This window comes from Haloarcula rara (assembly GCF_029338235.1).
Lineage (GTDB): Archaea > Halobacteriota > Halobacteria > Halobacteriales > Haloarculaceae > Haloarcula > Haloarcula rara.
Map to the genome: position 1 here is coordinate 2,420,748 of NZ_CP119785.1, position 20,861 is coordinate 2,441,608.

At 65.6% G+C, this 20,861-nt stretch carries 22 protein-coding genes and 1 tRNA gene; 9 read left to right on the top strand and 14 right to left on the bottom strand.

Annotated elements, in window-relative coordinates; translation table 11 throughout:
- Positions 1-78 precede the first annotated feature (78 nt).
- The 8 genes from carB to P1K32_RS12905 all read right to left on the bottom strand — a co-directional run bounded on the left by carB (position 79) and on the right by P1K32_RS12905 (position 8,260).
- Positions 79-3,330 carry a carbamoyl-phosphate synthase large subunit gene (carB, locus tag P1K32_RS12870; protein WP_276250120.1) on the bottom strand — a complete coding sequence of 1,084 codons (3,252 nt, stop codon included), beginning with the start codon at positions 3,328-3,330 and terminating at the stop codon, positions 79-81.
- Between the two features lie 120 nt (positions 3,331-3,450).
- Positions 3,451-3,681 (bottom strand): hypothetical protein, encoded by a 231-nt coding sequence (locus P1K32_RS12875; protein WP_276250121.1) that lies wholly within the window; start codon positions 3,679-3,681, stop codon positions 3,451-3,453.
- Between the two features lie 440 nt (positions 3,682-4,121).
- A complete protein-coding gene (locus tag P1K32_RS12880; RefSeq protein ID WP_276250122.1) occupies positions 4,122-4,658 on the bottom strand; it encodes a DUF5815 family protein in 537 nt (178 codons plus the stop codon).
- Positions 4,659-4,706: 48 nt separating this feature from the next.
- On the bottom strand, positions 4,707-5,510 hold the full coding sequence (locus P1K32_RS12885) for a hypothetical protein (protein WP_276250123.1): 804 nt from the start codon (positions 5,508-5,510) through the stop codon (positions 4,707-4,709).
- 53 nt (positions 5,511-5,563) lie between these two features.
- A complete protein-coding gene (locus tag P1K32_RS12890) occupies positions 5,564-5,983 on the bottom strand; it encodes a DUF7124 domain-containing protein (protein WP_276250124.1) in 420 nt (139 codons plus the stop codon).
- Positions 5,984-6,049: 66 nt separating this feature from the next.
- Positions 6,050-6,670 (bottom strand): histidine phosphatase family protein, encoded by a 621-nt coding sequence (locus tag P1K32_RS12895; protein WP_276250125.1) that lies wholly within the window; start codon positions 6,668-6,670, stop codon positions 6,050-6,052.
- Positions 6,671-6,720: 50 nt separating this feature from the next.
- Positions 6,721-6,933 (bottom strand): hypothetical protein, encoded by a 213-nt coding sequence (locus P1K32_RS12900; RefSeq protein ID WP_276250126.1) that lies wholly within the window; start codon positions 6,931-6,933, stop codon positions 6,721-6,723.
- Positions 6,934-7,009: 76 nt separating this feature from the next.
- A complete protein-coding gene (locus P1K32_RS12905; protein WP_276250127.1) occupies positions 7,010-8,260 on the bottom strand; it encodes an NAD(P)/FAD-dependent oxidoreductase in 1,251 nt (416 codons plus the stop codon).
- A gap of 298 nt (positions 8,261-8,558) precedes the next feature.
- Here P1K32_RS12905 and P1K32_RS12910 point away from each other — a divergent pair, with 298 nt between their 5' ends.
- A complete protein-coding gene (locus P1K32_RS12910; protein ID WP_276250128.1) occupies positions 8,559-9,152 on the top strand; it encodes a DUF6149 family protein in 594 nt (197 codons plus the stop codon).
- Between the two features lie 10 nt (positions 9,153-9,162).
- Here the strand turns inward: P1K32_RS12910 and P1K32_RS12915 are convergent, their stop codons facing one another.
- Together P1K32_RS12915 and P1K32_RS12920 are read right to left on the bottom strand one after the other, a co-directional pair.
- On the bottom strand, positions 9,163-10,473 hold the full coding sequence (locus tag P1K32_RS12915; protein WP_276250129.1) for an NAD(P)/FAD-dependent oxidoreductase: 1,311 nt from the start codon (positions 10,471-10,473) through the stop codon (positions 9,163-9,165).
- Between the two features lie 27 nt (positions 10,474-10,500).
- Positions 10,501-12,705, bottom strand: coding sequence for a sensor histidine kinase (locus tag P1K32_RS12920; RefSeq protein ID WP_276250130.1), 2,205 nt, complete (start codon positions 12,703-12,705; stop codon positions 10,501-10,503).
- Positions 12,706-12,820: 115 nt separating this feature from the next.
- On the opposite strand from P1K32_RS12920, the gene P1K32_RS12925 reads away from it, so the two are divergent.
- The gene (locus P1K32_RS12925; RefSeq protein ID WP_276250131.1) at positions 12,821-13,696 is read left to right on the top strand and encodes a homoserine kinase; all 876 of its coding nucleotides are present in this window, start codon (positions 12,821-12,823) and stop codon (positions 13,694-13,696) included.
- Positions 13,697-13,744: 48 nt separating this feature from the next.
- Positions 13,745-14,590, top strand: a complete 846-nt coding sequence (locus P1K32_RS12930; RefSeq protein WP_276250132.1) for an NAD-dependent epimerase/dehydratase family protein — start codon at positions 13,745-13,747, stop codon at positions 14,588-14,590.
- An 18-nt stretch (positions 14,591-14,608) separates the two neighbouring features.
- Here P1K32_RS12930 and P1K32_RS12935 read toward each other — a convergent pair whose 3' ends face one another.
- Positions 14,609-15,061 (bottom strand): peroxiredoxin, encoded by a 453-nt coding sequence (locus tag P1K32_RS12935; protein ID WP_276250133.1) that lies wholly within the window; start codon positions 15,059-15,061, stop codon positions 14,609-14,611.
- Positions 15,062-15,175: 114 nt separating this feature from the next.
- Here P1K32_RS12935 and P1K32_RS12940 point away from each other — a divergent pair, with 114 nt between their 5' ends.
- From P1K32_RS12940 to P1K32_RS12960, 5 genes are all read left to right on the top strand, one after another.
- Positions 15,176-15,826, top strand: a complete 651-nt coding sequence (locus P1K32_RS12940) for an adenylate kinase (protein ID WP_276250134.1) — start codon at positions 15,176-15,178, stop codon at positions 15,824-15,826.
- 34 nt (positions 15,827-15,860) lie between these two features.
- Complete coding sequence (locus P1K32_RS12945) at positions 15,861-16,751, top strand: DUF106 domain-containing protein (RefSeq protein WP_276250135.1); 891 nt, start codon at positions 15,861-15,863, stop codon at positions 16,749-16,751.
- A 453-nt stretch (positions 16,752-17,204) separates the two neighbouring features.
- Positions 17,205-17,783 (top strand): (d)CMP kinase, encoded by a 579-nt coding sequence (gene cmk, locus P1K32_RS12950; protein WP_276250136.1) that lies wholly within the window; start codon positions 17,205-17,207, stop codon positions 17,781-17,783.
- Positions 17,780-18,670 (top strand): RNA-guided pseudouridylation complex pseudouridine synthase subunit Cbf5, encoded by an 891-nt coding sequence (locus P1K32_RS12955; protein WP_276252194.1) that lies wholly within the window; start codon positions 17,780-17,782, stop codon positions 18,668-18,670. The genes cmk and P1K32_RS12955 overlap by 4 nt, the downstream gene beginning before the upstream one ends.
- Before the next feature lie 57 nt (positions 18,671-18,727).
- A tRNA-Pro gene (locus P1K32_RS12960) sits at positions 18,728-18,798 on the top strand.
- A gap of 272 nt (positions 18,799-19,070) precedes the next feature.
- Here P1K32_RS12960 and P1K32_RS12965 read toward each other — a convergent pair.
- The 3 genes from P1K32_RS12965 to P1K32_RS12975 are packed head-to-tail and all read right to left on the bottom strand — an operon-like array spanning position 19,071 to position 19,995.
- The gene (locus P1K32_RS12965; RefSeq protein ID WP_276250137.1) at positions 19,071-19,346 is read right to left on the bottom strand and encodes a DUF7521 family protein; all 276 of its coding nucleotides are present in this window, start codon (positions 19,344-19,346) and stop codon (positions 19,071-19,073) included.
- On the bottom strand, positions 19,343-19,642 hold the full coding sequence (locus P1K32_RS12970; RefSeq protein WP_276250138.1) for a DUF7521 family protein: 300 nt from the start codon (positions 19,640-19,642) through the stop codon (positions 19,343-19,345). The genes P1K32_RS12965 and P1K32_RS12970 overlap by 4 nt, the downstream gene beginning before the upstream one ends.
- Positions 19,643-19,644: 2 nt before the next feature.
- The gene (locus tag P1K32_RS12975) at positions 19,645-19,995 is read right to left on the bottom strand and encodes an ArsR/SmtB family transcription factor (RefSeq protein ID WP_276250139.1); all 351 of its coding nucleotides are present in this window, start codon (positions 19,993-19,995) and stop codon (positions 19,645-19,647) included.
- A 162-nt stretch (positions 19,996-20,157) separates the two neighbouring features.
- Between P1K32_RS12975 and P1K32_RS12980 the strand changes: the two genes are divergently transcribed.
- Positions 20,158-20,793 carry a plastocyanin/azurin family copper-binding protein gene (locus P1K32_RS12980; protein ID WP_419181068.1) on the top strand — a complete coding sequence of 212 codons (636 nt, stop codon included), beginning with the start codon at positions 20,158-20,160 and terminating at the stop codon, positions 20,791-20,793.
- Positions 20,794-20,861 lie beyond the last annotated feature (68 nt).

Here is a 20,861-nt window from a genome sequence, read left to right on the forward strand (position 1 = left end):
CTCCGGTCGCTTCCTCGCTATTGCTCTCCGGCTCCGCCGCTCGCACGTTCGGAGAGTCCTCACTCCGTTCGGGCTCTCCTACTCTTCGCCCCAGTTGCGCGTCGTCTTCGGGCGCTCGCTGATGGCCTGCACCGCGAGTGGCTGGTTGTCGGAGTTGATAGCCTCCAGAGCCGCCTCGGTGCTCTCGCGGGTCGAGAAGTACGTCACCGTCTCCTCGACGCAGGCTTCGAGCACGTCGCGGTCGCGCGAGGCGACCAGGTCGATGTCGCCCGCTTGGATGGCCTCGACGACCGCGTCGGTGTCCTCGAAGTCGTCGAGGCCCACCACGTCGAAGTGGTCTTCGTAGCCACGCACGCCGAAGTCGACCAGCGCGGTGCCCTCGAGCGGGATATCCTTCCCGACGCACATCTGGGCCTTCTGGTAGGCCTTGCCGAAGGAGCCGGCGGTGCCCATGACCTCGCCGGTGGATTTCATCTCGGGGCCGAGACGCGGGTCCGAGTTCGGCAGGCGGTCGAAGGGCAGGACGACCTCCTTGACCGAGACCTGCTCTGGAATCTGCTCCTCGATGTCCAGTTCGGCCAGGCTCTCGCCGGCCATGACGCGGGCCGCTATCTTCGCAATCGGGACGCCCGTCGTCTTCGAGATGAACGGCACGGTACGGGACGAGCGCGGGTTGGCTTCGAGGACGTACACCTCGCCGTCACGCACGGCGAGTTGAACGTTCAGCAGGCCAACGGTGTCGAGCGCGTCGGCGATGTCCTCGGTGACCTCGCGGATGCGGGGCATCACGTCTTTGATCTCCTGGGAGCGGGGCGGAATCATACACGCCGAGTCGCCCGAGTGGACCCCGGCGGTCTCGACGTGCTCCATCACGCCACCGATGAGCACGTCGTCCTCGTCGGCGACGGCGTCGACGTCCAGCTCGACGGCGTCGGCGAGGAACTCGTCGACCAGGATCGGCTTGTCCGGGGAGACACGCACTGCTTCCTCGATGTACGTCTCGAGGTCGTCGTCGTTGTAGACGACGTCCATCGCACGGCCACCGAGCACGTACGAGGGGCGCACCAGCACCGGGTAGCCGATGTCGTGGGCCAGCTCCAGGGCCTCTTCCTTGCTCGTCGCCGTGCCACCCTCGGCCTGGGCGATGCCGAGTTCGTCCATGAGCTTGTTGAAGCGGTCGCGGTCCTCGGCTAGGTCCATCGCCTCGACGCTCGTTCCGAGAATCTCACAGTCCAGGTCGCGACGGGCCAGTTCATCCTCCAGGGGTTCGCCGATGTCGACGGAGGTCTGGCCGCCGAACTGGACCATCACCCCGTCGGCGCCGGTCGATTCGGCCACGTCCGCGACCTCCTCTGCGGTGACGGGTTCGAAGAACAGTCCGTCGGAGGTGTCGTAGTCCGTCGACACCGTCTCGGGGTTGTTGTTGACGACGTGGGCCTCGATGCCCATCGCCTCCAGCGCCTGGACCGCGTGGACCGAACAGTAGTCGAACTCGACGCCCTGCCCGATACGGATGGGGCCGCCGCCGACCACGACGACGCTCTCGACGTCGGGGTCGACCAGCAGTTCGTTGCGGTCGATGCCCGAGATGGGGTCACGGGTCGAGTAGTAATACGGCGTCGTCGCCTCGAACTCGCCGGCGCAGGTGTCGACGAGCTTGTAGTCTCGGTGGACGGTCTCGCTTTCGACGTCCTCAATCTGGACGCCAGAGCCGTCCGTCGCGGTCTCGATTTCGGCCTCGCCGCCGTCCTCGGCGTCCAGTCCAGCGGGTAGCCACGAGACGTGGGTGTCGTTGAACTCCCCGCCCGCGAGCGCGGTTATCTCCTGGTCGGTGAAGCCAGCCGCCGCGGCGGTCTCGTAGTCGCCCGCGATGGCCGCCTCGGCCGCGTCGGCGACCTCCTCGAAGCGCTCGACGTACCACTCGTGGATGTCCGTCAGCGCGACGACCTCCTCGACCGTGTAGCCGCGGAGGAACGCCTCGAAGATGGCATAGGGGCGGTCGGGCGACGGGCGGACGAGATACTCCGTTTCGAGTTCGTCGTCGCCGACCGTCTCGAAGTCCACTGCCGGGTTGTACTCCGAGGAGCGCAGCGCCTTCAGCAGCGATTCGGGGAAGGTCCGGCCGATGGACATCGCTTCGCCCGTCGACTTCATCGCCGTCGACAGCTCGAAGTCGGTGTCGGTGAACTTGTCGATGGGCCAGCGGGGCACCTTCGTGACGATGTAGTCGATGGCCGGCTCGAAGGCGGCGGTGGTCTCGCCGGTGATCTCGTTTTCTATCTCGTGGAGGCGCTTGCCGAGTGCGACCTTCGCGGTGACGCGGGCGATGGGGTAGCCCGTCGCCTTCGAGGCCAGCGCCGAGGACCGGGAGACGCGCGGGTTCACTTCGACGACGCGGTACTCGCCGCCGGGCGTGCCGTCGTCGCGCCAGGCGTGCTGGATGTTACAGCCGCCCTGGATGCCGAGTTCGCGGATGACCTTCAGCGCGGAGTCGCGCATCTGCTGGTGGCCCTCGTCGGGGATGACCTGCGAGGGCGTGACAACCGTCGACTCCCCGGTGTGGATACCCATAGGGTCGATGTTCTCCATGTTGCAGATGATGATACAGGAGTCGTCGGCGTCGCGCATGACCTCGTACTCCAGTTCGACCCAGCCGGAGATGGACTCGGTGATGAGCACCTCGCTGTTACGGGAGAGTCGGAGTCCTTTGCGCACGCGCTCGACGAGCTCCTCGAAGTCGTCGACGACGCCGGAGCCGGAGCCGCCCAGCGTGTAGGTTGTGCGGGCGATGACCGGGAGCCCGCCGACCTCGTCGACGGCGTCCTGGATGCGCTGACGAAAGTTCGCCTCGTCGAAGTCCGTGACCGACTCGTCCTCGTCGAGTGAGATAGTGGTCGAGCGGGGGACCGGCTCGCCGATCTTCTCCATGCGCTGGCGGAACAGCTCGCGGTCCTCGGTGGCGTAGATGGTGTCGAGCGGCGTCCCCATCACGTCGACGTCGTACTCCTCTAAGACGCCCTCCTCGGCGAGTTCGGCGGTGACGTTGAGGCCGGTCTGGCCGCCCAGACCGGCGATGACGCCGTCCGGATTCTCTTTCCGGATTATCTCGCTGATGGCCTCGGTGTTGATCGGTTCGAGGTACACCTTATCGGCCATGTCCGGGTCGGTCATGATGGTCGCCGGATTGGAGTTAACCAGTACCACGCGCGCGCCCTCTTCCTGGAGGGCCCGACAGGCCTGGGCGCCGGAGTAGTCGAATTCGGCTGCCTGGCCGATCTTGATGGGGCCGCTCCCGATAAGCAGAATCGTGCGGTCTTCCTCGGCTGTCATTACCCGTTCCGAGCCTACACATCGTAATAAGCCCGGCGAAACGGTACGCTTCTCGAAGCTCGGTTTCGAATATCGTAATGCGACACCCTCACACGGGGGTGGCTATCACCCGCTCACTCCTTACTGGTTCTCGCCGGTCACGCTGTAGCGGTACGGCTGGTCCCGGATAACCTCTACCTCGCCGGTCTGGGCCCGCCGACCCAGAACGGTAGCGACTCGGTGTGCGCTGTCGAACTCCTCGCCCTCGTCCTCCAGCAGCTCCAGAATCTCGCGGGCCGTCAGCGGACCGTCTGCGTCGGCGTCGTCGAGGACTTCCTGGATGCGCTCGAACTCGCCGTGACGGATGGCCATACAATCATACAATAGCCGAAACCCCATATAACACCGTCAGACTGGTGTCTGACGACGCTTTAGCCGAAATCGAAAGACGGCGACGGGACGCGTTCTGCCGATTGTTGTCATACGCTGTCGGCGATTACATCAAACAATCGTCAGGTTATCACCACTTGATACCACCGGCTGTCGGGGTGGCGTGTCGGGCTCCATCAGCGGCGACACACCCCGACTCAAATCTGCGAATCGTGCTCGTCCTCGAAGCACCGGTGAGCAAGCTCACCGAGGCCCCACTCGCGGGGCTCGTGGGGCTCCCAAGGGATTTCTCGTCCTGCGCACGATTCAGACCGCTGAATCGTGCTCGTCCTCGAAACACCGAAGACTCGCTCCGCTCGTCTTCGAGGTCTCGCTCACTACGTTCGCGAGACTCCCTTCGGAACGTCTCGGACGAACACGACTCAAACCGCTGAGTCGTGTTCGTCCTCGAAATCCCGCTCCGCGCGGTACTGGTCGACGAAGGCGCCGATGTCGAACTCCAGCATCTGTTCCTCGAACTCGGCGGCCATCTCGTCGTCCTCGGCGTGGGAGACGGCGTGGTCCATCAACTCGACGATGAGTTCGACGACTATCTCGTGGAGCCGTCGAGCGTCGAAGTCGGTGACCCAGGCCATCGAGAAGCCGACGGCGCCGTCCTCCGTCGCGTCGGCGACGGCCACCTTCTCGGGGAACTCCTCGATGACGACGCCCAGCAGGTGGGCCATCGTGAACTCGTCGTGGTCGTCGGCCGGCTCGATGGTCTCGGTGAGCACCTGCTCTAAGAACTCCGGGACGAAGCGGGCCAGCGGATGCATATCGAGCACGACGGCGTGACTCGCCCCGCAGGCGCAGTCGTACTCCCGCATCCCGAGGTCTAAGTCGTCGTGGGTACTGATGACCTCGCCACAGGGGAGTTCGAGCTCGGACTCGCGCCCGCCGGGCACGCGCGGTTCTGCCATTGTCCGGTATAGTGGTGTCCGGTGGTTAAACGCCGCGATACAGTTCGGTCACTCGGCTCCGGCCGCGTCCTCGCCGCCCCGGACTTGCAGATACGCCTCGGTAATCGCCGCAATGGAGAACGTGCTCAGGGCCGCAGACAGGACGCGGTTGAGTACGTCGACAAGCACGGAGTGCGTGGTGCCGGTCCGTACGGTGACGACACGGGTCACGACTGCGCTCGGGAGGATGGCGAGCTGTCCCAGTACGATAAGCAACAGGAGGAGTCCGAAAATCTGAACGGGGGCCCTGCGGAACCGGGCGAGGCTGTTGCGGACCGTCTCGGTGGGTCCGGCCGCCGTCAGCGCGATCTCCTGTCGAAGGTAGACAGTGACGAGGAGTATCGGCGCGACCGCGACCGAGACGAACAGCGGGGACCGTATCCCCATCTCGAACCCCGGCCCGTACCAGAACACCAGGAGGGCCTGCCTGACACCGTACACGGACAGCGCGACCCCGCCCCCGACTGCCAGGAGGATACGCGCCCGCTCCTGTAGTGTCGGGACCGGGCTCTCGGCGAACTGCTGGATGGCCCAGAACCGAACCGCCTCGTGGGAGACGACAGCGGCCACAGTCAGCGCGACGAGCACCGACAACGGCAACTCGAACGCGAGCATGTCGATGTCGAACGGCGGCGTGAAACCCCAAGGGGCCTGGACGCCCGGCGCCGTCACCAGTAACTGCTGGCGAAACGACTGGCTCACGGCCTCGTAGCCGATATTGAACACCAGCAACACCGTGAATACGTTGTACCCGGCCGTACTGGTGAGGTCGTCGTAGCCGGCCTGGAGGGCCTGACGGATGTCCAGGGACACAGGCAAATTTGCAGCTACCGGGAAATAAAAACAACCGTTCGGCCGTCGCTGCCCTATGGCCAGTCGTCGCGTTCCTCGTCCGCTTCGTTGGCCGTCGCCTCGGGGGGCTGTGGTTCGCCCAGTTCCCAGTCGGCCGCCTCGGCGGCGTCCTCGACGGGGAGGAACTCCCAGCCCGCCGTCTCGGCCAGGTCGGCGTCGGCCTCACCGCTCCCGACGAAGACGTACCGGTCCGTGTCGAACTGCTCTTTGACGTTCACGAGACTCTCCTCGCGGCCGCGGGGCCCCGAGAAGAAGTCTTGTCTGATGCGGTGTTTCCGCGTGAAGTTGGTCACGACGTAGGTGGGCTGTTCGGAGATGACGCCGACGTACTCGGACCACTGGCGCGCGTCGGTGAAGACGCTGTCCGGGTAGGCCAGCTCTTTGAGGGCGTCGAGGTCGAACGCGAGTGTCATATCGCCGCTGCCGCCGTCCATAGAGGTAGCTCCGCCCCGTGTCGAAAAAAGGGCGTCGTTCCCGTTCGGGTTCGCCGGCAGTCGCCGCTACACGTCGAGATGTGTCGTGTCGCCGGAAAAGGCCAGCTCCCAGTTGCCCCGGTTCCGGTCGAGGCGGGTCACCCCACATAGCGGCGCGTCCACGCCGTCGGTCGACCCGACGAGCCCGTCGACCACGCCGCCCACGGTCAGGCCGTGCCCGACGAGCAGCAGCGAGCCGTCGGTGTCCGCAGCAATCTGCCGGGCGACGTTCCCGGCCCGGGTCATCGCCGCCTCGTGGCTCTCGGGGAACTCGGGGACGAGATAGGGGTCGTGGTCGAGCACTATCGGCTCGAACCACTCGGCGAGGTGTGTCTGCGGGACGGTCTCGGGGTCGGCGTCGAACCACTCCGAATTCCGATGTTCGCCCAGCCCCGGCTCCAGCAGGGCGTCGTTGCCCGTCTCGCGACAGATTTCCTCGGCGGTCTCGGCCGTCCGCAGGAACGGCGAGGCATACACCGCGTCGAGGTGGATGCCCGCCTCGACGAACCGGCGCCCGGTCCGCCAGGCCGCCCACCGCCCGAGGTCTGTCAGGGGCGGGTCGTGGACGCGGTCGGCGTGGTCGTGCCACGAGGGGTCGACGCTGTCCTGTCGCTGGCCGTGTCTGACGACCCAGACAGTGTCTGCCATATCTGGTCAGGTTGGCACTGCGTCATAATCAATCTGCGCTTGCCGTTTGGTTACCGCCGGAACTGCTCTTGCTCGTCCAGCATCTCCGCCTTCTCCTGTATCTGGGCCATCTCGCGGGCGGCCTCCCCGCGGCCGCCGTCGTGGCCGTAGTACATCGACCAGTCAAGCATAGAGCCGGCAAAGCTACTCTCATCGCTGCTCTCGGTGCCGTCGTCCTCACCGGACAGTGCCTCCAGGAGTCGCCGGAGCAGTAGCCTGGTCATGGGCGAACGTTCGAATTGAACGTACAAAAAGGCAGCGGAAATTTTGAAATATTCTGGGAATTGGGGCGAATATGCGCTATTCGGCAGGTGTGGCGGTGTTCGCCTTCACTTCTTCCAGGTCGACGTCTTTCTCAAGGAGCAGTTCCTTCTGGTCTGCGACCTGGCGTTCCTCGCGGATGAGCTTCTTGTACTTGGACTGCTGGGAGAGGTCGCCGATGAGCACGCCGCCGATGAGCTGGCCGTTCTCGAAGGCGAGCCGTCGCCACTCGCTGTCGGAGTACTTGCGCTCGGCCTCGTCGTCGCCGCGTGCGGGGTGGCCAAAGGAGAGGAACGGGAAGTCGAAGTGGGTAATCGAGTACGAGGAGACCCAGCGGAACTCCTTTTCCTCCGCGTCTTCGACCATGTTCTTCCCGGCGACCGACCCCTGCTCCTTGGCCGAGCCCCAGGCGCCGTTCTGGGCGCGGGAGTTCAGGATGGTGTCGTAGTACTGGGTGAGGTCGCCAGCGGCGTAGATGTCCTCGACGCTCGTCTGCATGTACTCGTCGACGATGATGCCGTCGTCCTCCTCGATGCCCGCGCCGTCGAGGAACTCCGTGTTGAAGTTCAGGCCGATAGCGACGCCGGCCCACTCGCCGTCGAACTCCCGGCCGTTGGGGTCGACGGCCCCGCTGACGTGCCCGTCGTCGTCGACCGTGAAGTGGTCGACGCCCGAATCGAAGACTGGCTCGACGCCGTTCTCGCGCAGGGCGTCGTGGATAATCTCGGCGCCGTCACTCGAGAGCGCGTAACGCCACCACCGGTCGCCGCGCATGAGATACTTCGCGTCGATGCCCTGGGCCGCACAGACGGCCGCGAGGTCGATACCCAGCAGGCCCGCGCCGACGATGATGCCCTGGTCCGATTCTTCGGCGTGCTCGCGGATGCCGCGGGCGTCCTGGAACGTCCAGAAGTGGTGGATGCCGTCGGCGTCGCTGTTCTCGACGGGGAGCTGTGCGGGCGTCCCGCCGGTCGCGATAAGCAGCTTGTCGTACTCGTAGGTCTCGCCCTTGTGGGTGTGCACTTCGTGGGCGACCGGTTCGACGTCCGTGACGTGGGTGTTGAGCTGGAGGTCGATGTCGCGCTCGTCGTACCACTCGGGCTCGTGGATGGAGATGGGGGCCTCGGGCAGTTTCCCCTTCGCGAACTCCTTGATGAGAATCCGGTTGTAGAGGGCCTCTCCCTCGTCGGTGATGACGGTCACTGATGCGTCAGGGTCAGCTTCCCTGATGGTCTCGGCCGCGGAGGCTCCCGCGATACCGTCCCCGATAATCACGTGCGACGTGCTCATGTTCGGACGCTTCGGTACGACGCCTAATGTGGATTGCTATCTGCGTATCGTTTGCGATATTGGCTAGCAGTGAACTCCGATGTACCTCTCGGGATGCGTGAGAGCCAGAAAGCCCCCGACCGTTCGAGTACTGGGACTCGAACGGGTGGCCCCCTTTCAGTCCCACCCACCCCGGCTGACCAATCGGCTACGGACGGTGCTTTCTGGCTGTCTGTCTCCACAGTTCAGATTCTCCGTCCACAGGCGCTCACTTTCGGTAGCGAGCCTTTCAAGACGCTCGAATCCTAACGCTCGGGCGATGAAACTCCGTCAGAACGTCAGACACTGGGCCGCAAAGCGGGCATTGACGCTCCCGGTCGTCGGCGAGAAGGTCAACGACCGGCTGGTCGACCTGCACACCAACGTCTTCGCCGGGAAAGCCGACGCCGACCGGGCCGACGAGCGCCGGGACCACCTGGACGACTTCTTCGACGCGACGATGGACACGTACGTCGCCGCGCTCGAAGACGACTTTCCCGAGGCCGAGGCCCGAGAGATCACCCACATCCAGGCCAACTTCGACTTCTATAACCACGGCTGGACGGAGATGATGGAGTTCCCGGCCGACGAACTGCAGGCCCACTACGACCGCTACGAGGACTTCTTCGGCAAGTACGGCATCACCATCTCGGACCCGCTGGGCGAGTTCCGACCCGCGGGCGGCATCGCCGAGGCCCCCTCGACGCCCGAGAAGCTAGAGGACCCAGAGCACCCGCACGCGGTGGGCGGGTTCGCCGACGACGCCTACGTCGAGACCGAGGACGGCGAACTCGTCGTGGGCGGCCAGGACGAGCCAGCGGACGTTGACCCGAGCAAGGCGCCGGGCGTCGACGAAGAGCAGTCCGCGGACTGACGGTTGGAGATCACTTCTGGTCGATTCGGTCAGCCACTTCGTAGCCGGCGACGATGCCGCCGTTGAGCGAGCGTTCGGGATACTGGGCCTCGGAGGCCATCCCGGCGTAGTAGACGCCGTCGGCCACCTCATCACCGAGGTCGTATGGAACGACCATGTCTAGATAACCGCGCTCGTACACCGGCGCAGTGCGGGGGTTGCGCGAGGTCTCAACCCAGTTGACCGACTCGCGGTCGAACTCCGGGAACAGCGATTCGATGCCCGAGAGCCAGGTCTCCCGTACTTCGTCGTCGTCCTGCTGCCAGACGTCCTCCTCGGGAGACTGGATGTAGCGGGCGACGTACAGCAGGTGTTCCCCGCCGTAGCGCTCTTTCTCGACGAAGTTCGTGTGCTCTATGAGCGCGCCGAAAGGCGCCTCGTCGGCGATGTTGAGCCAGTACGTGTCCAGCAGGGGCTCGTCCATACTGATGACCGAGCAGACGGTCCCCTGGAAGTCGATTTCGCAGGGGTAGCCGGTGAGCTCTTCGAGGACGTTGGGCATCGCCGCGACGACCACGTCGTCGACGGCGTGGGTGGTCTCGCCGTCCCCGTCGTCGGCAGTGAGGCCGGTGACCGCGCCCTCGTCGGCCAGGACGTCGGTCACGCGGGTGCCCGTCTCGATGTTCTCCCGGCCCACGGCCTCGACGAGGGCGTCCAGCAAGCGCCCGAAGCCGCCGTCCAGATAGCCCAGAATCTCGCCGTTGAGGATGTCCCGCTCGCCGCGGAACTTGATGCGGCCAAGCAGCCAGGCGGCGCTTACGTCGCCCTTTCGGGAGCCGAACTTCGCGTCCAGCAGCGGTTCGAAGAAGGTCTCGTAGACGTTCTGGGTGGTGTGGTCGCGGACGAACTCCTCGACGGGGACGTCCTCGAAGTCCTCGAGTCGCTCGTAGGTGTCGAACTTCGGAACGCCGCCGCGGACGTCGATATCGAGCGTGAGCATCCCCAGCCGGAACTTGTCATAGAAGCTCAGGTGGGGGAAGGCGAGAATCTCCCAGGGTTTGTCCATCGGGTGGACGACGCCGTCGACGTAGTAGCCGTTCTCGCCGATACGCCACTCGACGTCCTCGCCCAGGCCCAGCTCCTCAGCGAGTTGGACGATGGTCTCCTCCGATTTCGAGAGGTGGTGGTAGAACTTCTCGATAGGGTCGCCGGCCGTCTCGTACACCGCGGCCAGGCCCCCCAGGTACTCGCTCGCCTCGAAGACGCGGACCTCGTGTCCGCGCTGTTTTAGCCGATACGCCGCTGCGAGGCCTGCGACACCGCCGCCGACGACACCGATCATACAACCCGGTTTCAGTCGTCGTGGGATTTAGTTTGCGTTTCGGTCGCCAGGACTCGCCAGGGCGGCCTCCGAGCCGGTGTCCGGGTCGGACTCCCCGTCGGCCCGCTGGAACTCCAGGATGGCGATAGCGCCACGGGGGTCGTTGTCCTCGTACCACACCTTCCCGCCGTAGAGGTCCATCATCACCGAGACGAAGTACAGGCCGAAGCCGCCGGCGGTCTGGTCGTTGGAGATGGAGCGTTCGAACATCGTCGTCTTCAGTTCGTCGCTGATGCCCGGGCCGTTGTCGGCCACCCGGACCTGTACCCAGTCGCCGGCGCCCTGGGTGTCGATTTCGACTCTGGGGTGGTCGCTGGTGTTGTGTTCGACAGCGTTCTCGACGACGCTTTCGAGCACGGCCTCAGCGAGGTGGTTCGCGAGGATATGCTCGTCGTCTATCTCTACGTCGACCGCGACGTCGCCCTCCCGGTCGACCGCGCTCTCGACGGCTCCCTGGACCGCGGCCGACAGGGAGATGGCGTCCAGCCGTTCGCTCTCGCTCGCGGTCACCGTCTCGTTGATGTCCTTGATGGCGTCGCTCATCTCGGTGAGGCGCTCACACCACTCGGTGATGCTGTCGATGTGGTGCTTGTCCGCCTCGCTCACGCTGTGGCGCAGGTGGTCCGCCCGCCCCTGCACGACGAGCATGGCGTTTCGCAGCGAGTGTCTGAGCACGCCGTTGAAGAACTCTATCTGTTCGTTGCGCCGCTTGACCGAGCTGCGGCTCCCGCGAAGCTCGCGCTGGCGCTGGAGCTGCTCGAGGGCGACCTGCGTGGTCTGGGCGAGTATCCTGGCGTACTGTCGGTCCTCGGTGGCGTAGCTGTCGTCGGCCGAGGCGATAGCCAGCACGCCGTGGTCGCCCATCGGCACCATCAGCGCCCGCTCCATCGGGGCGCCACAGCCGTCACACTCGGCGATTCGTTGCTCCCCGCTCTCGTAGGTCTGCCACAGCTCGTGGTCCGGCGACGTCTCGGGGTCGATAGAGAGCGACGCCGTGGACTCGCGGACGACGTCACTGACGGACGCAGGTTCGAGGGTGCCCTCGTCAGTCGCCAGGAAGACGGCGGCGGCGTTCTGGTCTAACACCCGCGTCGCAAAGCGCACGGTCAGCTCGGCGACCGTCTCGGGCTGGTCGGCCTCGATGAACTGCCTGGTGGCCGCCTGCAGCGCCTCCAGTCGGTCCTGGCGTCGCTGCTGGCCGGTGACCTCCCGCAGGACGACCAGCCGACCGCGCACGCCGCCGTGCTGGTCCGTGATGGCGCTGGTCTGTGGGTCGTAGTACGACAGCGGGTCACCCACTGCGAACACCTCGTCGCGCTCGACGTCGTCGAGCAGGCCCTCGCGGACCGACTCGACGGGGCGGCCCCCAAGCTCGTCGGTCCCAAAAAGCGACGCCGCGGCAGCGTTGTAATCGATGATACGGTCCTCGGTGTCGAGCGCGAGCACGGGGTCGGGGAGCTCGTCGACGAGCAGGTCGCCGGCAAGCGGGGTGACCGAGACGAAGTCGTACCGCAACAGGGCGACCCCCACGAGGACGCCGTTGAGCGCGAACGTAAGCGGCGTGACGTCGATGCCGGGGTGGGGCGTCGCCCCGAGGACGAACAGCCCGTGGACGCCCGCGGTCAACAGCCCCGCCGTGAGGATGACGAACGTCTGCTTGCGGTAGAGGTTCCGCGACCGGAGCAGGAACTCCCCGAACAGGGCGTAGCCAGCGGCGATACAGCCGACTTGGAGGACTATCTGGGCCACATACACCGGGCCCGTTGTGCTGACGAACAGGGTCAGGCCGCCTTCGGTGACTGACACCACCTCGGCTGTCACCAGCCCGTGGAGCGGGTTCGAAAGCGCCAGCAGGCCGTACAGCGAGGGGGCCAGCAACAGCGCTGCGAGCCGGCCGGGCGTGAGCCACCCGTCCCGGCCCGTGTACGTGAGCGCGAACACGACCCACAGCCCGACGATGAGCCCCGCGATAAGCCGCGTCAACAGGAACACCACCGATGCAACTCCCGGGTCCGCCGTGGTGAGCCAGGCGATGTTCAGCAGACACCAGCCGACGGCGGCGACCATCAGCCAGGCGAACGGGACCGTCCCCGGCATGGACCGGTCCCGCCACGCACCCGCCGCCAGGACCCCGCTGACGAGCGCACCCGCTGCGCTTCCGGCGACGAGTATGCCCGTAACATCGACGTACATACCTCTACTGTCAGATTTCGTCTCTCGGGTTTATGCGTTTGGCCCGTGTTCTCAATCCTGAGAGCGCCCTCGCCGACCCGCTACCTTTTTGCCCACCCTGCGAAAATCCGCAGGCATGCTAACCGTCCGGGCACCGGCTACCAGCGCGAACCTCGGCAGCGGCTTCGACGTCTTCGGCGTCGCGCTGGAGCGCCCGGCCGACGTCGTCCGCGTCTCGAAGGCCGACCGGACGACCATCGAGGTGACCGGCGCGGGCAGCCAGTTCATCCCCGAGGACCCCGAGAAAAACACCGTCGGAGCCGTCGCAGCGGCGCTCGAAGCGCCCGCCCATATCCAGATAGACAAGGGCGTGCGCCCGGCGTCGGGACTGGGCTCCTCGGCGGCCAGCGCCGCCGCCGCGGCCGTCGGGCTGAACGAACTCTACGACCGCGGCTACACCCGCGAGGAACTGGTCCCCATCGCCGCCAAGGGCGAGGCCGTCGTCTCCGGCGACGCACACGACGACAACGTCGCGCCCTCTATCCTGGGTGGGTTCACCATCGCCACGGACTCCGGGGTCCGGCAGGTAGACGCCTCGATTCCGCTGGTCGCCTGCCTGCCAGACATCGTCGTCTCGACGCGGGACGCACGCCGCGTCGTCCCCGAACACGCCCGCGTCGACCAGCTCGTCGAGACGGTCGGCAACGCCGCCACGCTCACCACGGGGATGCACCGCGACGACCCCGGCCTCGTCGGCGAGGGGATGCACGACACCGTCGTGACGCCGGCGCGTGCGAAACTCATCGACGGCTACGAGTCGGTTCGCGAGGCGGCCCTTTCGGCGGGTGCGACGGGCGTGACGATTTCCGGCGCCGGGCCCACGGTTATCGCCGCGTGTTACGAGGGCTCCCAGCGCGCGATTGCGAGCGCCATGCTCGACACCTTCGGCGAACACGGCGTGGACGCGCGTGCCTACCAGAGCCGCATCGGCCGCGGTGCGCAGATCTTCTGAGAGGTCGGTGTCACCAAGACCGAAATAGCGCGCCGACCAACACGCCCCATGGACGTTCTCATTACGGGGTCGAACGGCGTCGTCGGGAGCGCGCTCGCCGAACGCCTGGGCGACGAATACGACCTGACGCTGCTCGACGTCGAGGACGGCGAATACACCGACGTGGTCGCCGACGCGCGCGACTACGACGCCATCAGGTCTCACTTCGAGAGACAGGACGCGGTGGTCCACCTGGCGCTGACGCCGGGGACTGGCGGTCCCGACGACCGGTCGCTGGGGTGGTCCAGCGCCCAGGCTGACAACCTCGAAGGAATCCACAACGTCACCGAGGCGGCCGTCGACGCCGGACTCGATAGCCTCGTCTTTGCCTCCTCGAACCACGCCGTCGGGATGGTCGAGGTCCGAAACGGGCCCGAGGTCTACCACAACGACCCCGGCGGGCCCGGTGCGGAGGACGTTCGCGCCGACCACGAGGAGCCCCATCGACCGGACTCGCGCTACGGGTTGACGAAGTGTTACGGCGAGGACCTGGGGCGCCTCGCCGCCGAGGCCAACGATATTCGATTCTACGCGCTGCGCATCGGGTCGGTCCGAGCGCCGGAGTACGACCACCCCTATGGCGACGCGGAGGCGGGCGTCGAGGCCGGGCGCTGGGAACGCGGGAGCGACGCGTACGCGGAGCAGGTCGCACGCATGAAGGGGCTGTGGCAGTCACGTCGGGACTGCGCGCGGCTGGTCGCGTGCTGCCTGGACGACGAGACCGTCGAGTGGGACCACTTCTACGGCGTCAGCGCCAACGACCGCCGGTGGCTGGACGACCTGGCACACGCTCGCGAGACCGTCGGCTACGAGCCACGGGACAACGGGGAAGACTGGGACGGCCCGCCGGCGTGAGCGGCCGCGAAACGAGGGTTATCCGCCCTGGACGAACTCGTTGCGCGTCTCCACTAGCACTTCCTCGGCGTGGCCGTCGGGGTCGTAGCGGTCGGGGTCGTACACCCGCTTGACCTCGCCGTCGGCCAGCACGAACGTGTACCGGTCGACGCGCCCGCTGCTCGTGTCCAGACCGAAGGCGTCGCCAATCGTCCCGTCGGGGTCGGCAAGCAGGTCGTAGAGGACGTCCATCTCCTCAGCGAACTCGTCGTGGCTCTCGACGGAGTCCATCGAGACGCCATACACCGAGATGCCGCCCTCGCGGAACTTCGGCATCGTCTCCTGGAAGTCACGGGCCTCGATGGTACAGCCCTCGGTGAAATCTTCGGGGTAGAAGTAGACGACCGTGGGCTCGTCGAAATCTGGAGTGACCGTCTCGCCGTACTGGTTCTGTGCGCTGATCTCCGGGGCCGGGTCGCCGGGTTCGAGCATACCGGGTGGTCGGCGCGATCGGATTTACCGATTTGGGTGGGAGTGGAACCTTCCCCCGCCGCCGGTCGGCGGCGTTTGGACAACCCTTTAACCTCGCCGCCGGAACTCGCGACCATGTCGCAGCCACGACTCCTGATTCTCGGTCCGCCGGGAGCAGGCAAAGGGACACAGAGCGCGAACATCGCCGACGAGTACGACGTGGAACACGTCACGACCGGCGACGCGCTCCGGGCGAACAAGGACATGGACATCTCCGAGATGGACACGGAGTACGACACGCCCCGTGAGTACATGGAGGCGGGCGACCTCGTCCCCGACGCCGTCGTCAACGCTATCGTCGACGAGGCACTGTCGAGTGCCGACGGCTTCGTGCTGGACGGGTATCCCCGAAACCTGGAGCAGGCCGAGGAACTGGAAGGGATGACCGACCTCGATGTCATCATCTCACTCGACGTCTCCCGGGAAGAACTCGTCGACCGACTCACCGGCCGCCGGGTCTGTGACGACTGTGGCACGAACTACCACGTCGAGTTCAACCAGCCCGAAGACGAGGGCGTCTGTGACGAGTGTGGCGGCGAGCTCATCCAGCGCGAGGACGACAACGAGGAGTCCGTCCGAAATCGTCTGGACGTCTTCGACGAGAACACCGCGCCCGTCATCGCCCACTACGAGGACCACGACGGCTTCGTCGCCATCGACGGCGAGCAGACCCCCGACGAGGTCTGGGCCGACATCGACGAGGCAGTCGCCGCGCACGCAGAATAAACGTTCATAAGTCGTCGCTGCTTTCAGTCCCACAATGGCACGAACCGCGCCGAAAGTAGAGCGACTCGCCGACGACGGCGAAGCGATGACCGACGCGCTCGGCGAGGTGCTGACCGTCGCCGAGGAGCAGGGGACCGTCACCTGGAGCGACGTCAGCGACGACATCACCAGCGGCGAGTGGGGCCGGCTCATCGAGTCCGGCCTGCTCGTCGACGCCGACGGCGAGGGGTTCGTCATCGAGGACCCCGAGGCCGTCCGTGAGGCGCTCGAAGACACCGACGCCGAGCCCGAGGCAGACGACGACGAGGGATGGAGCCAGTGGGACAAACTGGCCGCCCTCGGTACTGTGGGTCTGTTCGCCGGCTACTCCATCAACTCCATCCGGAACGCCATCGGCGGGACCATCGACATCGCGCTCGGCCCGCTGGCCGAGGTGCTCCCCTTTTACGTCCTCATCCTCGTGCTGGCCGTCTTCACCGGGGCGACCTCCTCTATCCTGCAGGACCAGATGATGGATATGTCCGGGATGGGCGACCACCAGGAGAAGATGGAGGAGATAAAGGAGCGTCGCAAGAAGGCCAAAGAGCGCGACGACGAGGAGGCGCTCGAACGCATCGAGCAAGAGCAGATGGAGCTCATGACCGACCAGCTGGGCATGTTCAAACAGCAGTTCCGCCCGATGGTCTGGATCATGCTTATCAACATCCCCGTCTTCCTGTGGATTTACTGGATGGTCTTTGGGCCCGGGCTGACCATCGCCTCGCCAGTCATCACGCTGCCCATCTTCGGCGAGGTCGAGTCCTGGCGCCAGGGGCTCGTCGGCCCGATGCAGGCCTGGATTGTCTGGTACTTCCTGTGCTCGCTGTCCTTTACGCAGATCATCCGGAAGGCGCTGAACGTCCAGACCACGCCCACCGCTAGCTAAGACGGTCGTTTTGGGATTTTCGCGCAGAATTGCTTTTCAGAACAGCCAGAAAGCCCCGCTAGCAATCGGACGCTTGACTGCTACTGCTGACGTGTACAGCCAGAAAGCCCCGGCTGGCTCCGGTCGGGGGACTCGCTGCGGTCCTCAGTCGCTCCGCTCCTTGCGGTCCTTGCGTCGTCCGCCTTTCCGGAGCCAGCCGCCCCTTTCAGTCCCGCCCGTAGCCGGTTGACCAACCGCCTGGGCGGGACTGAAAGGGGCGGGCCGTTCGACGACGGCGGGCAACGTAAGCACTGGAACGAACGAAGTGAGTGAAGGGCGCAACGAGCCCCCCGAGTCGAACGGCCCGGGGCTTTCTGGCTGTGCTGAGTCACCCCGAACAGCCCAGTCACTGTAGCTGGTACTCCAGCGACAGCAAGACACAACTCATTTTATCGGTACCCCCGGATAACCACCATGTTGATTACCGTCTCCGGCCCCGCGGGCAGCGGGAAGAGCACACTCGCCGGGCACCTGGCGGACGCGCTGGACTACGAGCACGTCTCGGGCGGTGACATCTTCCGCTCGCTGGCCGAGGAGCGGGACATGACGCCCCTGGAGCTGAACAAGGCCGCCGAGGAGGACGACCAGATAGACCGCGACCTCGACCGGCGGCTGCGCGACATCGCCGCCGAGCGCGAGGACCTCGTCCTGGAGTCCCGACTCGCGGGCTGGATGGCCGGCGAGTACGCCGACATGAAGCTCTGGCTCACCGCGCCACTCGACGTCCGGGCCGGCCGTATCGCCGAGCGGGAGGAAAAGTCCGTCGACCAGGCCCGCACCGAGACCGAGGAACGCAGCGAGAGCGAGGCCCAGCGCTACGCCGAGTACTACGACATCGACTTCGATGACCGCTCTATCTACGACCTCGCCATCAACACCGCCCGCTGGGACCCCGAGGGGACCCTGAACATTGCGCTCAACGCCGTCGAGGCCTACGACGCGGCCGTCGACGAGGGCAAGACGCCGGTCGAGGGCATCCGCTACGAGTTCTGATGGCCCGCGCCCCGCCCGAGGAGCGACCCGTCGACGCCCTGCTTTCTTTCGGCGTCGTCAACCTCGACAAACCGCCCGGGCCCTCCGCCCACCAGGTCGCGGCGTGGGTCCGAGACGCCACCGGGCAGGACCGCGTCGCCCACGGTGGGACCCTGGACCCGAAGGTGACGGGCTGTCTCCCGGTTCTGCTGGGCGACGCCGCTCGCGCCGCGCGTATCTTCGACGACGCCGTCAAGGAGTACGTCGCCGTACTGGAACTGCACGACAGCGCGCCGCCGGACTTCGAGCGTGTCGTCGCCCAGTTCGAGGGGGACATCTACCAGAAGCCACCGCGCAAGAGCGCGGTCAAGCGCCAGCTCCGGACCCGCCGGATTCACGACCTCGAGGTGCTCGAACAGGTCGAGCGCCGCGCCCTGCTGCGCGTGCGGTGTGCCTCGGGCACGTACATCCGGAAGCTCTGTCACGACATCGGGCTGGCGCTTGGCACCGGCGCGCACATGGGCGACCTGCGACGCACCGCGACGGGCCAGTTCGACGACCGCTCGCTCGTGTCGATGCACGACCTCGTCGACGCGCTGGCGTTCGCCGAGGACGGTGACGAGGGCGAACTCCGGGCGGCTGTACGACCCGCCGAGGAAGCGCTGGTCCACCTGCCCCGGCTGGTCGTCGCCCCGAGCGCGGCCGAGGCCATCGCCGACGGCACGCCGGTGTACGCGCCAGGGGTTATCGATGCTGAGCCAGCGACGGTGGGTGAGACGGTTCCTGCGCAGGGCGAACTGGTCGGCGTCTTCACGCCCGACGGCTCGGCCGTCGCCCTTGGGACGCTGGTCGGGGAGCCCGACGCGGAGTCGGGGACGGTGGCTGATTTGGAGCGGGTGCTGGTCTGACTCATGGCGCCCCCGAAACGACACCCTTAATTAACGAACCCTCCTCGTCCAAAACGCGGGACCGTGGGGTAGCGGTATCCTCGGCGGATGGGGTCCGTCGGACCTGAGTTCGAATCTCGGCGGTCCCACTTTTTGCGAAGCGAAAATGAGAGCACGAAGACGAGCAGCGCGCGGTTCGAACGACGTGAGAACCGCGTTGGCGAACGGCGCAGCCGTGAGCCAGCGAGTCTTCGGCGGTCCCACTTTTCACGCGACGCAACCGCAGGAGCGGAGCGACTGCGTGTTGCGAGGATGAAACGTGGGAGCAGGGAGCAGCTTCGCTGCGACCGTGGTCCCACTACATTTTCGCGGTGCTCACTTTCGAGCGCCGCGTACGCTCCGAAACGGGCGGTTCCGGAACTCACCGAACGAAAGACCAGAGGAGGACAGCGAAGCCACACGCCAGTGCGACGGATTCAGCGATATGCACTTGCGTGAGCGTCAACGCTGTGAACTGGTAGAGAAAGCCCTCTATGAGGACGCCGAGCGTGATGAGGCCGAAGCCGGCCGTGGCAGCACGGAGGTATCGAGTCCGTTCCCGCCGATAGGCGCGAAAACTAATCGCCGTCGTCGCAATCCCCAGCAGAAGGAGGAGGGCTCGGACTGCAATCAGCGCGAGCTCCCACCCGCTGGTCACGAGTCGTCCTCTCCATCTGACGGTCTGGGCATTCGTCCGTGTAGCGAGTAGAGGACGATGAGCATTCCCACCGCGACAATGCCAGTCTGAATAGTACCGGCCATGTAAATAGAGAGCCCGACCAGGTCGAAGAGAACGCCTTCGATTACGGCCCCGATACTGATGAACAGGAATCCGACAGCGACGTACAGCAGTGGGTCGCTCCCGTGGACGCTGTACCCACGGTATGCTTGATACGCTATCGACAGCCCCAGACCGACCGTGATGAGTTTCGCGATGACGAGTTCGATGTGCATAGTTAGGTGTCCCGTATCTCACTCCAGATGCGCGAGAACCGTCGAGCGGCGTCCTCACGGACCTGCATCCTGATATCTATCGTTCCGTCCTCGATATCGACGTCGAGGTGGTCGACGTTCGATTCGTAGACGCTGTGGTGGCTCCCGTCGGCTTCGACCTGTGTCCGCTCGACGAGCAAATCGGTGGCCACCATCTCCTCGACACGGCGATAAATCGTCGAGAGGGCGACGTCGCATTCCTCGCTCAGCCCCTTCGCTGAAAGTGGCTCGCGACTCGTGGCTGCCAGAATCTGGCGGACGCGTTCCTCACCCAGGAGGTCCAGAAGCTGGCCGGCACTATGGTCTTTGGACACGGCTGTTCCTCGCAGTATGAGCTAGTCGATTGAGCATACTTAAGTAACGGAGCGATTTGCGTGCCGTGCAAAACAGGTTTCGCGTCTATGTACGTTCCGCTCGGATGTTCATCTGTAAGGTGACCGACGATGCCAAATGATTCACTGTACACGCGACGACGAGTGCTCGGAGTGACCAGTAGCGTTGCAGTCGTCGGGTTAGCCGGCTGCTCGGGGGGCGGCTCCACCGACAACCCCGAAGGCGGGGACACGACCGCCACGCCCACCGAGGACCACCACGATGCAACTGACACGGAGTCGGGCCATCATGAGGAAGAAGGTGACCACGATGATGGCGGACACGGGCACGACGAGGAGATCGGTGACCCGACCGACACCGCAGAAGTAGCGATGCTGACGGCCGACGATGGGCAGCACTTCGAGCCCCACGTCGTCCGTGTCAACATCGGTGGGACGGTAACGTTTGTCAACGAGAGCGGGAGCCACTCCACGGCGGCGTATCACCCCGATAATGACCAGCCCCAGCTCGTTCCCGACGGTGCCCAGGCCTGGGACAGCGGCCTCCTTTCGGAGACGGGGGCGACGTTCGAACATACCTTCGAGACCGAGGGCGTCTACCACTACTACTGTGCACCTCACGAAGCCCTCGGGATGATTGGTAGTGTCATCGTTGGTGAACCAGACGCTCACGGGCAACCAGCTCTCGAAGACCCACCGGCGGACAAGCCAGACAGCGTTCGCGAGAAAATATCGGAGCTCAACGAGATGTGCAACGACGCACTGGGGCATACTCACTGACTCGGTACGGACGCAGCTTTCCCCGCTATTATTCACGAACGCCGCGTAAATTCGTAACGAGCGGCGCT

Excerpts from the sequence above, each read along its gene's own strand:
- P1K32_RS12930 (WP_276250132.1), top strand. The coding sequence starts at position 13,745 with ATGGACGTTCTCATTACGGGGTCGAACGGCGTCGTCGGGAGCGCGCTC.
- P1K32_RS12940 (WP_276250134.1), top strand. The coding sequence starts at position 15,176 with ATGTCGCAGCCACGACTCCTGATTCTCGGTCCGCCGGGAGCAGGCAAA.
- P1K32_RS12890 (WP_276250124.1), bottom strand. The coding sequence starts at position 5,983 with ATGGACGGCGGCAGCGGCGATATGACACTCGCGTTCGACCTCGACGCC.
- P1K32_RS12900 (WP_276250126.1), bottom strand. The coding sequence starts at position 6,933 with ATGACCAGGCTACTGCTCCGGCGACTCCTGGAGGCACTGTCCGGTGAG.
- P1K32_RS12945 (WP_276250135.1), top strand. The coding sequence starts at position 15,861 with ATGGCACGAACCGCGCCGAAAGTAGAGCGACTCGCCGACGACGGCGAA.
- P1K32_RS12970 (WP_276250138.1), bottom strand. The coding sequence starts at position 19,642 with ATGCACATCGAACTCGTCATCGCGAAACTCATCACGGTCGGTCTGGGG.
- P1K32_RS12905 (WP_276250127.1), bottom strand. The coding sequence starts at position 8,260 with ATGAGCACGTCGCACGTGATTATCGGGGACGGTATCGCGGGAGCCTCC.
- P1K32_RS12875 (WP_276250121.1), bottom strand. The coding sequence starts at position 3,681 with ATGGCCATCCGTCACGGCGAGTTCGAGCGCATCCAGGAAGTCCTCGAC.
- carB (WP_276250120.1), bottom strand. The coding sequence starts at position 3,330 with ATGACAGCCGAGGAAGACCGCACGATTCTGCTTATCGGGAGCGGCCCC.
- cmk (WP_276250136.1), top strand. The coding sequence starts at position 17,205 with ATGTTGATTACCGTCTCCGGCCCCGCGGGCAGCGGGAAGAGCACACTC.
- P1K32_RS12915 (WP_276250129.1), bottom strand. The coding sequence starts at position 10,473 with ATGATCGGTGTCGTCGGCGGCGGTGTCGCAGGCCTCGCAGCGGCGTAT.
- P1K32_RS12925 (WP_276250131.1), top strand. The coding sequence starts at position 12,821 with ATGCTAACCGTCCGGGCACCGGCTACCAGCGCGAACCTCGGCAGCGGC.
- P1K32_RS12895 (WP_276250125.1), bottom strand. The coding sequence starts at position 6,670 with ATGGCAGACACTGTCTGGGTCGTCAGACACGGCCAGCGACAGGACAGC.
- P1K32_RS12880 (WP_276250122.1), bottom strand. The coding sequence starts at position 4,658 with ATGGCAGAACCGCGCGTGCCCGGCGGGCGCGAGTCCGAGCTCGAACTC.
- P1K32_RS12935 (WP_276250133.1), bottom strand. The coding sequence starts at position 15,061 with ATGCTCGAACCCGGCGACCCGGCCCCGGAGATCAGCGCACAGAACCAG.
- P1K32_RS12910 (WP_276250128.1), top strand. The coding sequence starts at position 8,559 with ATGAAACTCCGTCAGAACGTCAGACACTGGGCCGCAAAGCGGGCATTG.
- P1K32_RS12920 (WP_276250130.1), bottom strand. The coding sequence starts at position 12,705 with ATGTACGTCGATGTTACGGGCATACTCGTCGCCGGAAGCGCAGCGGGT.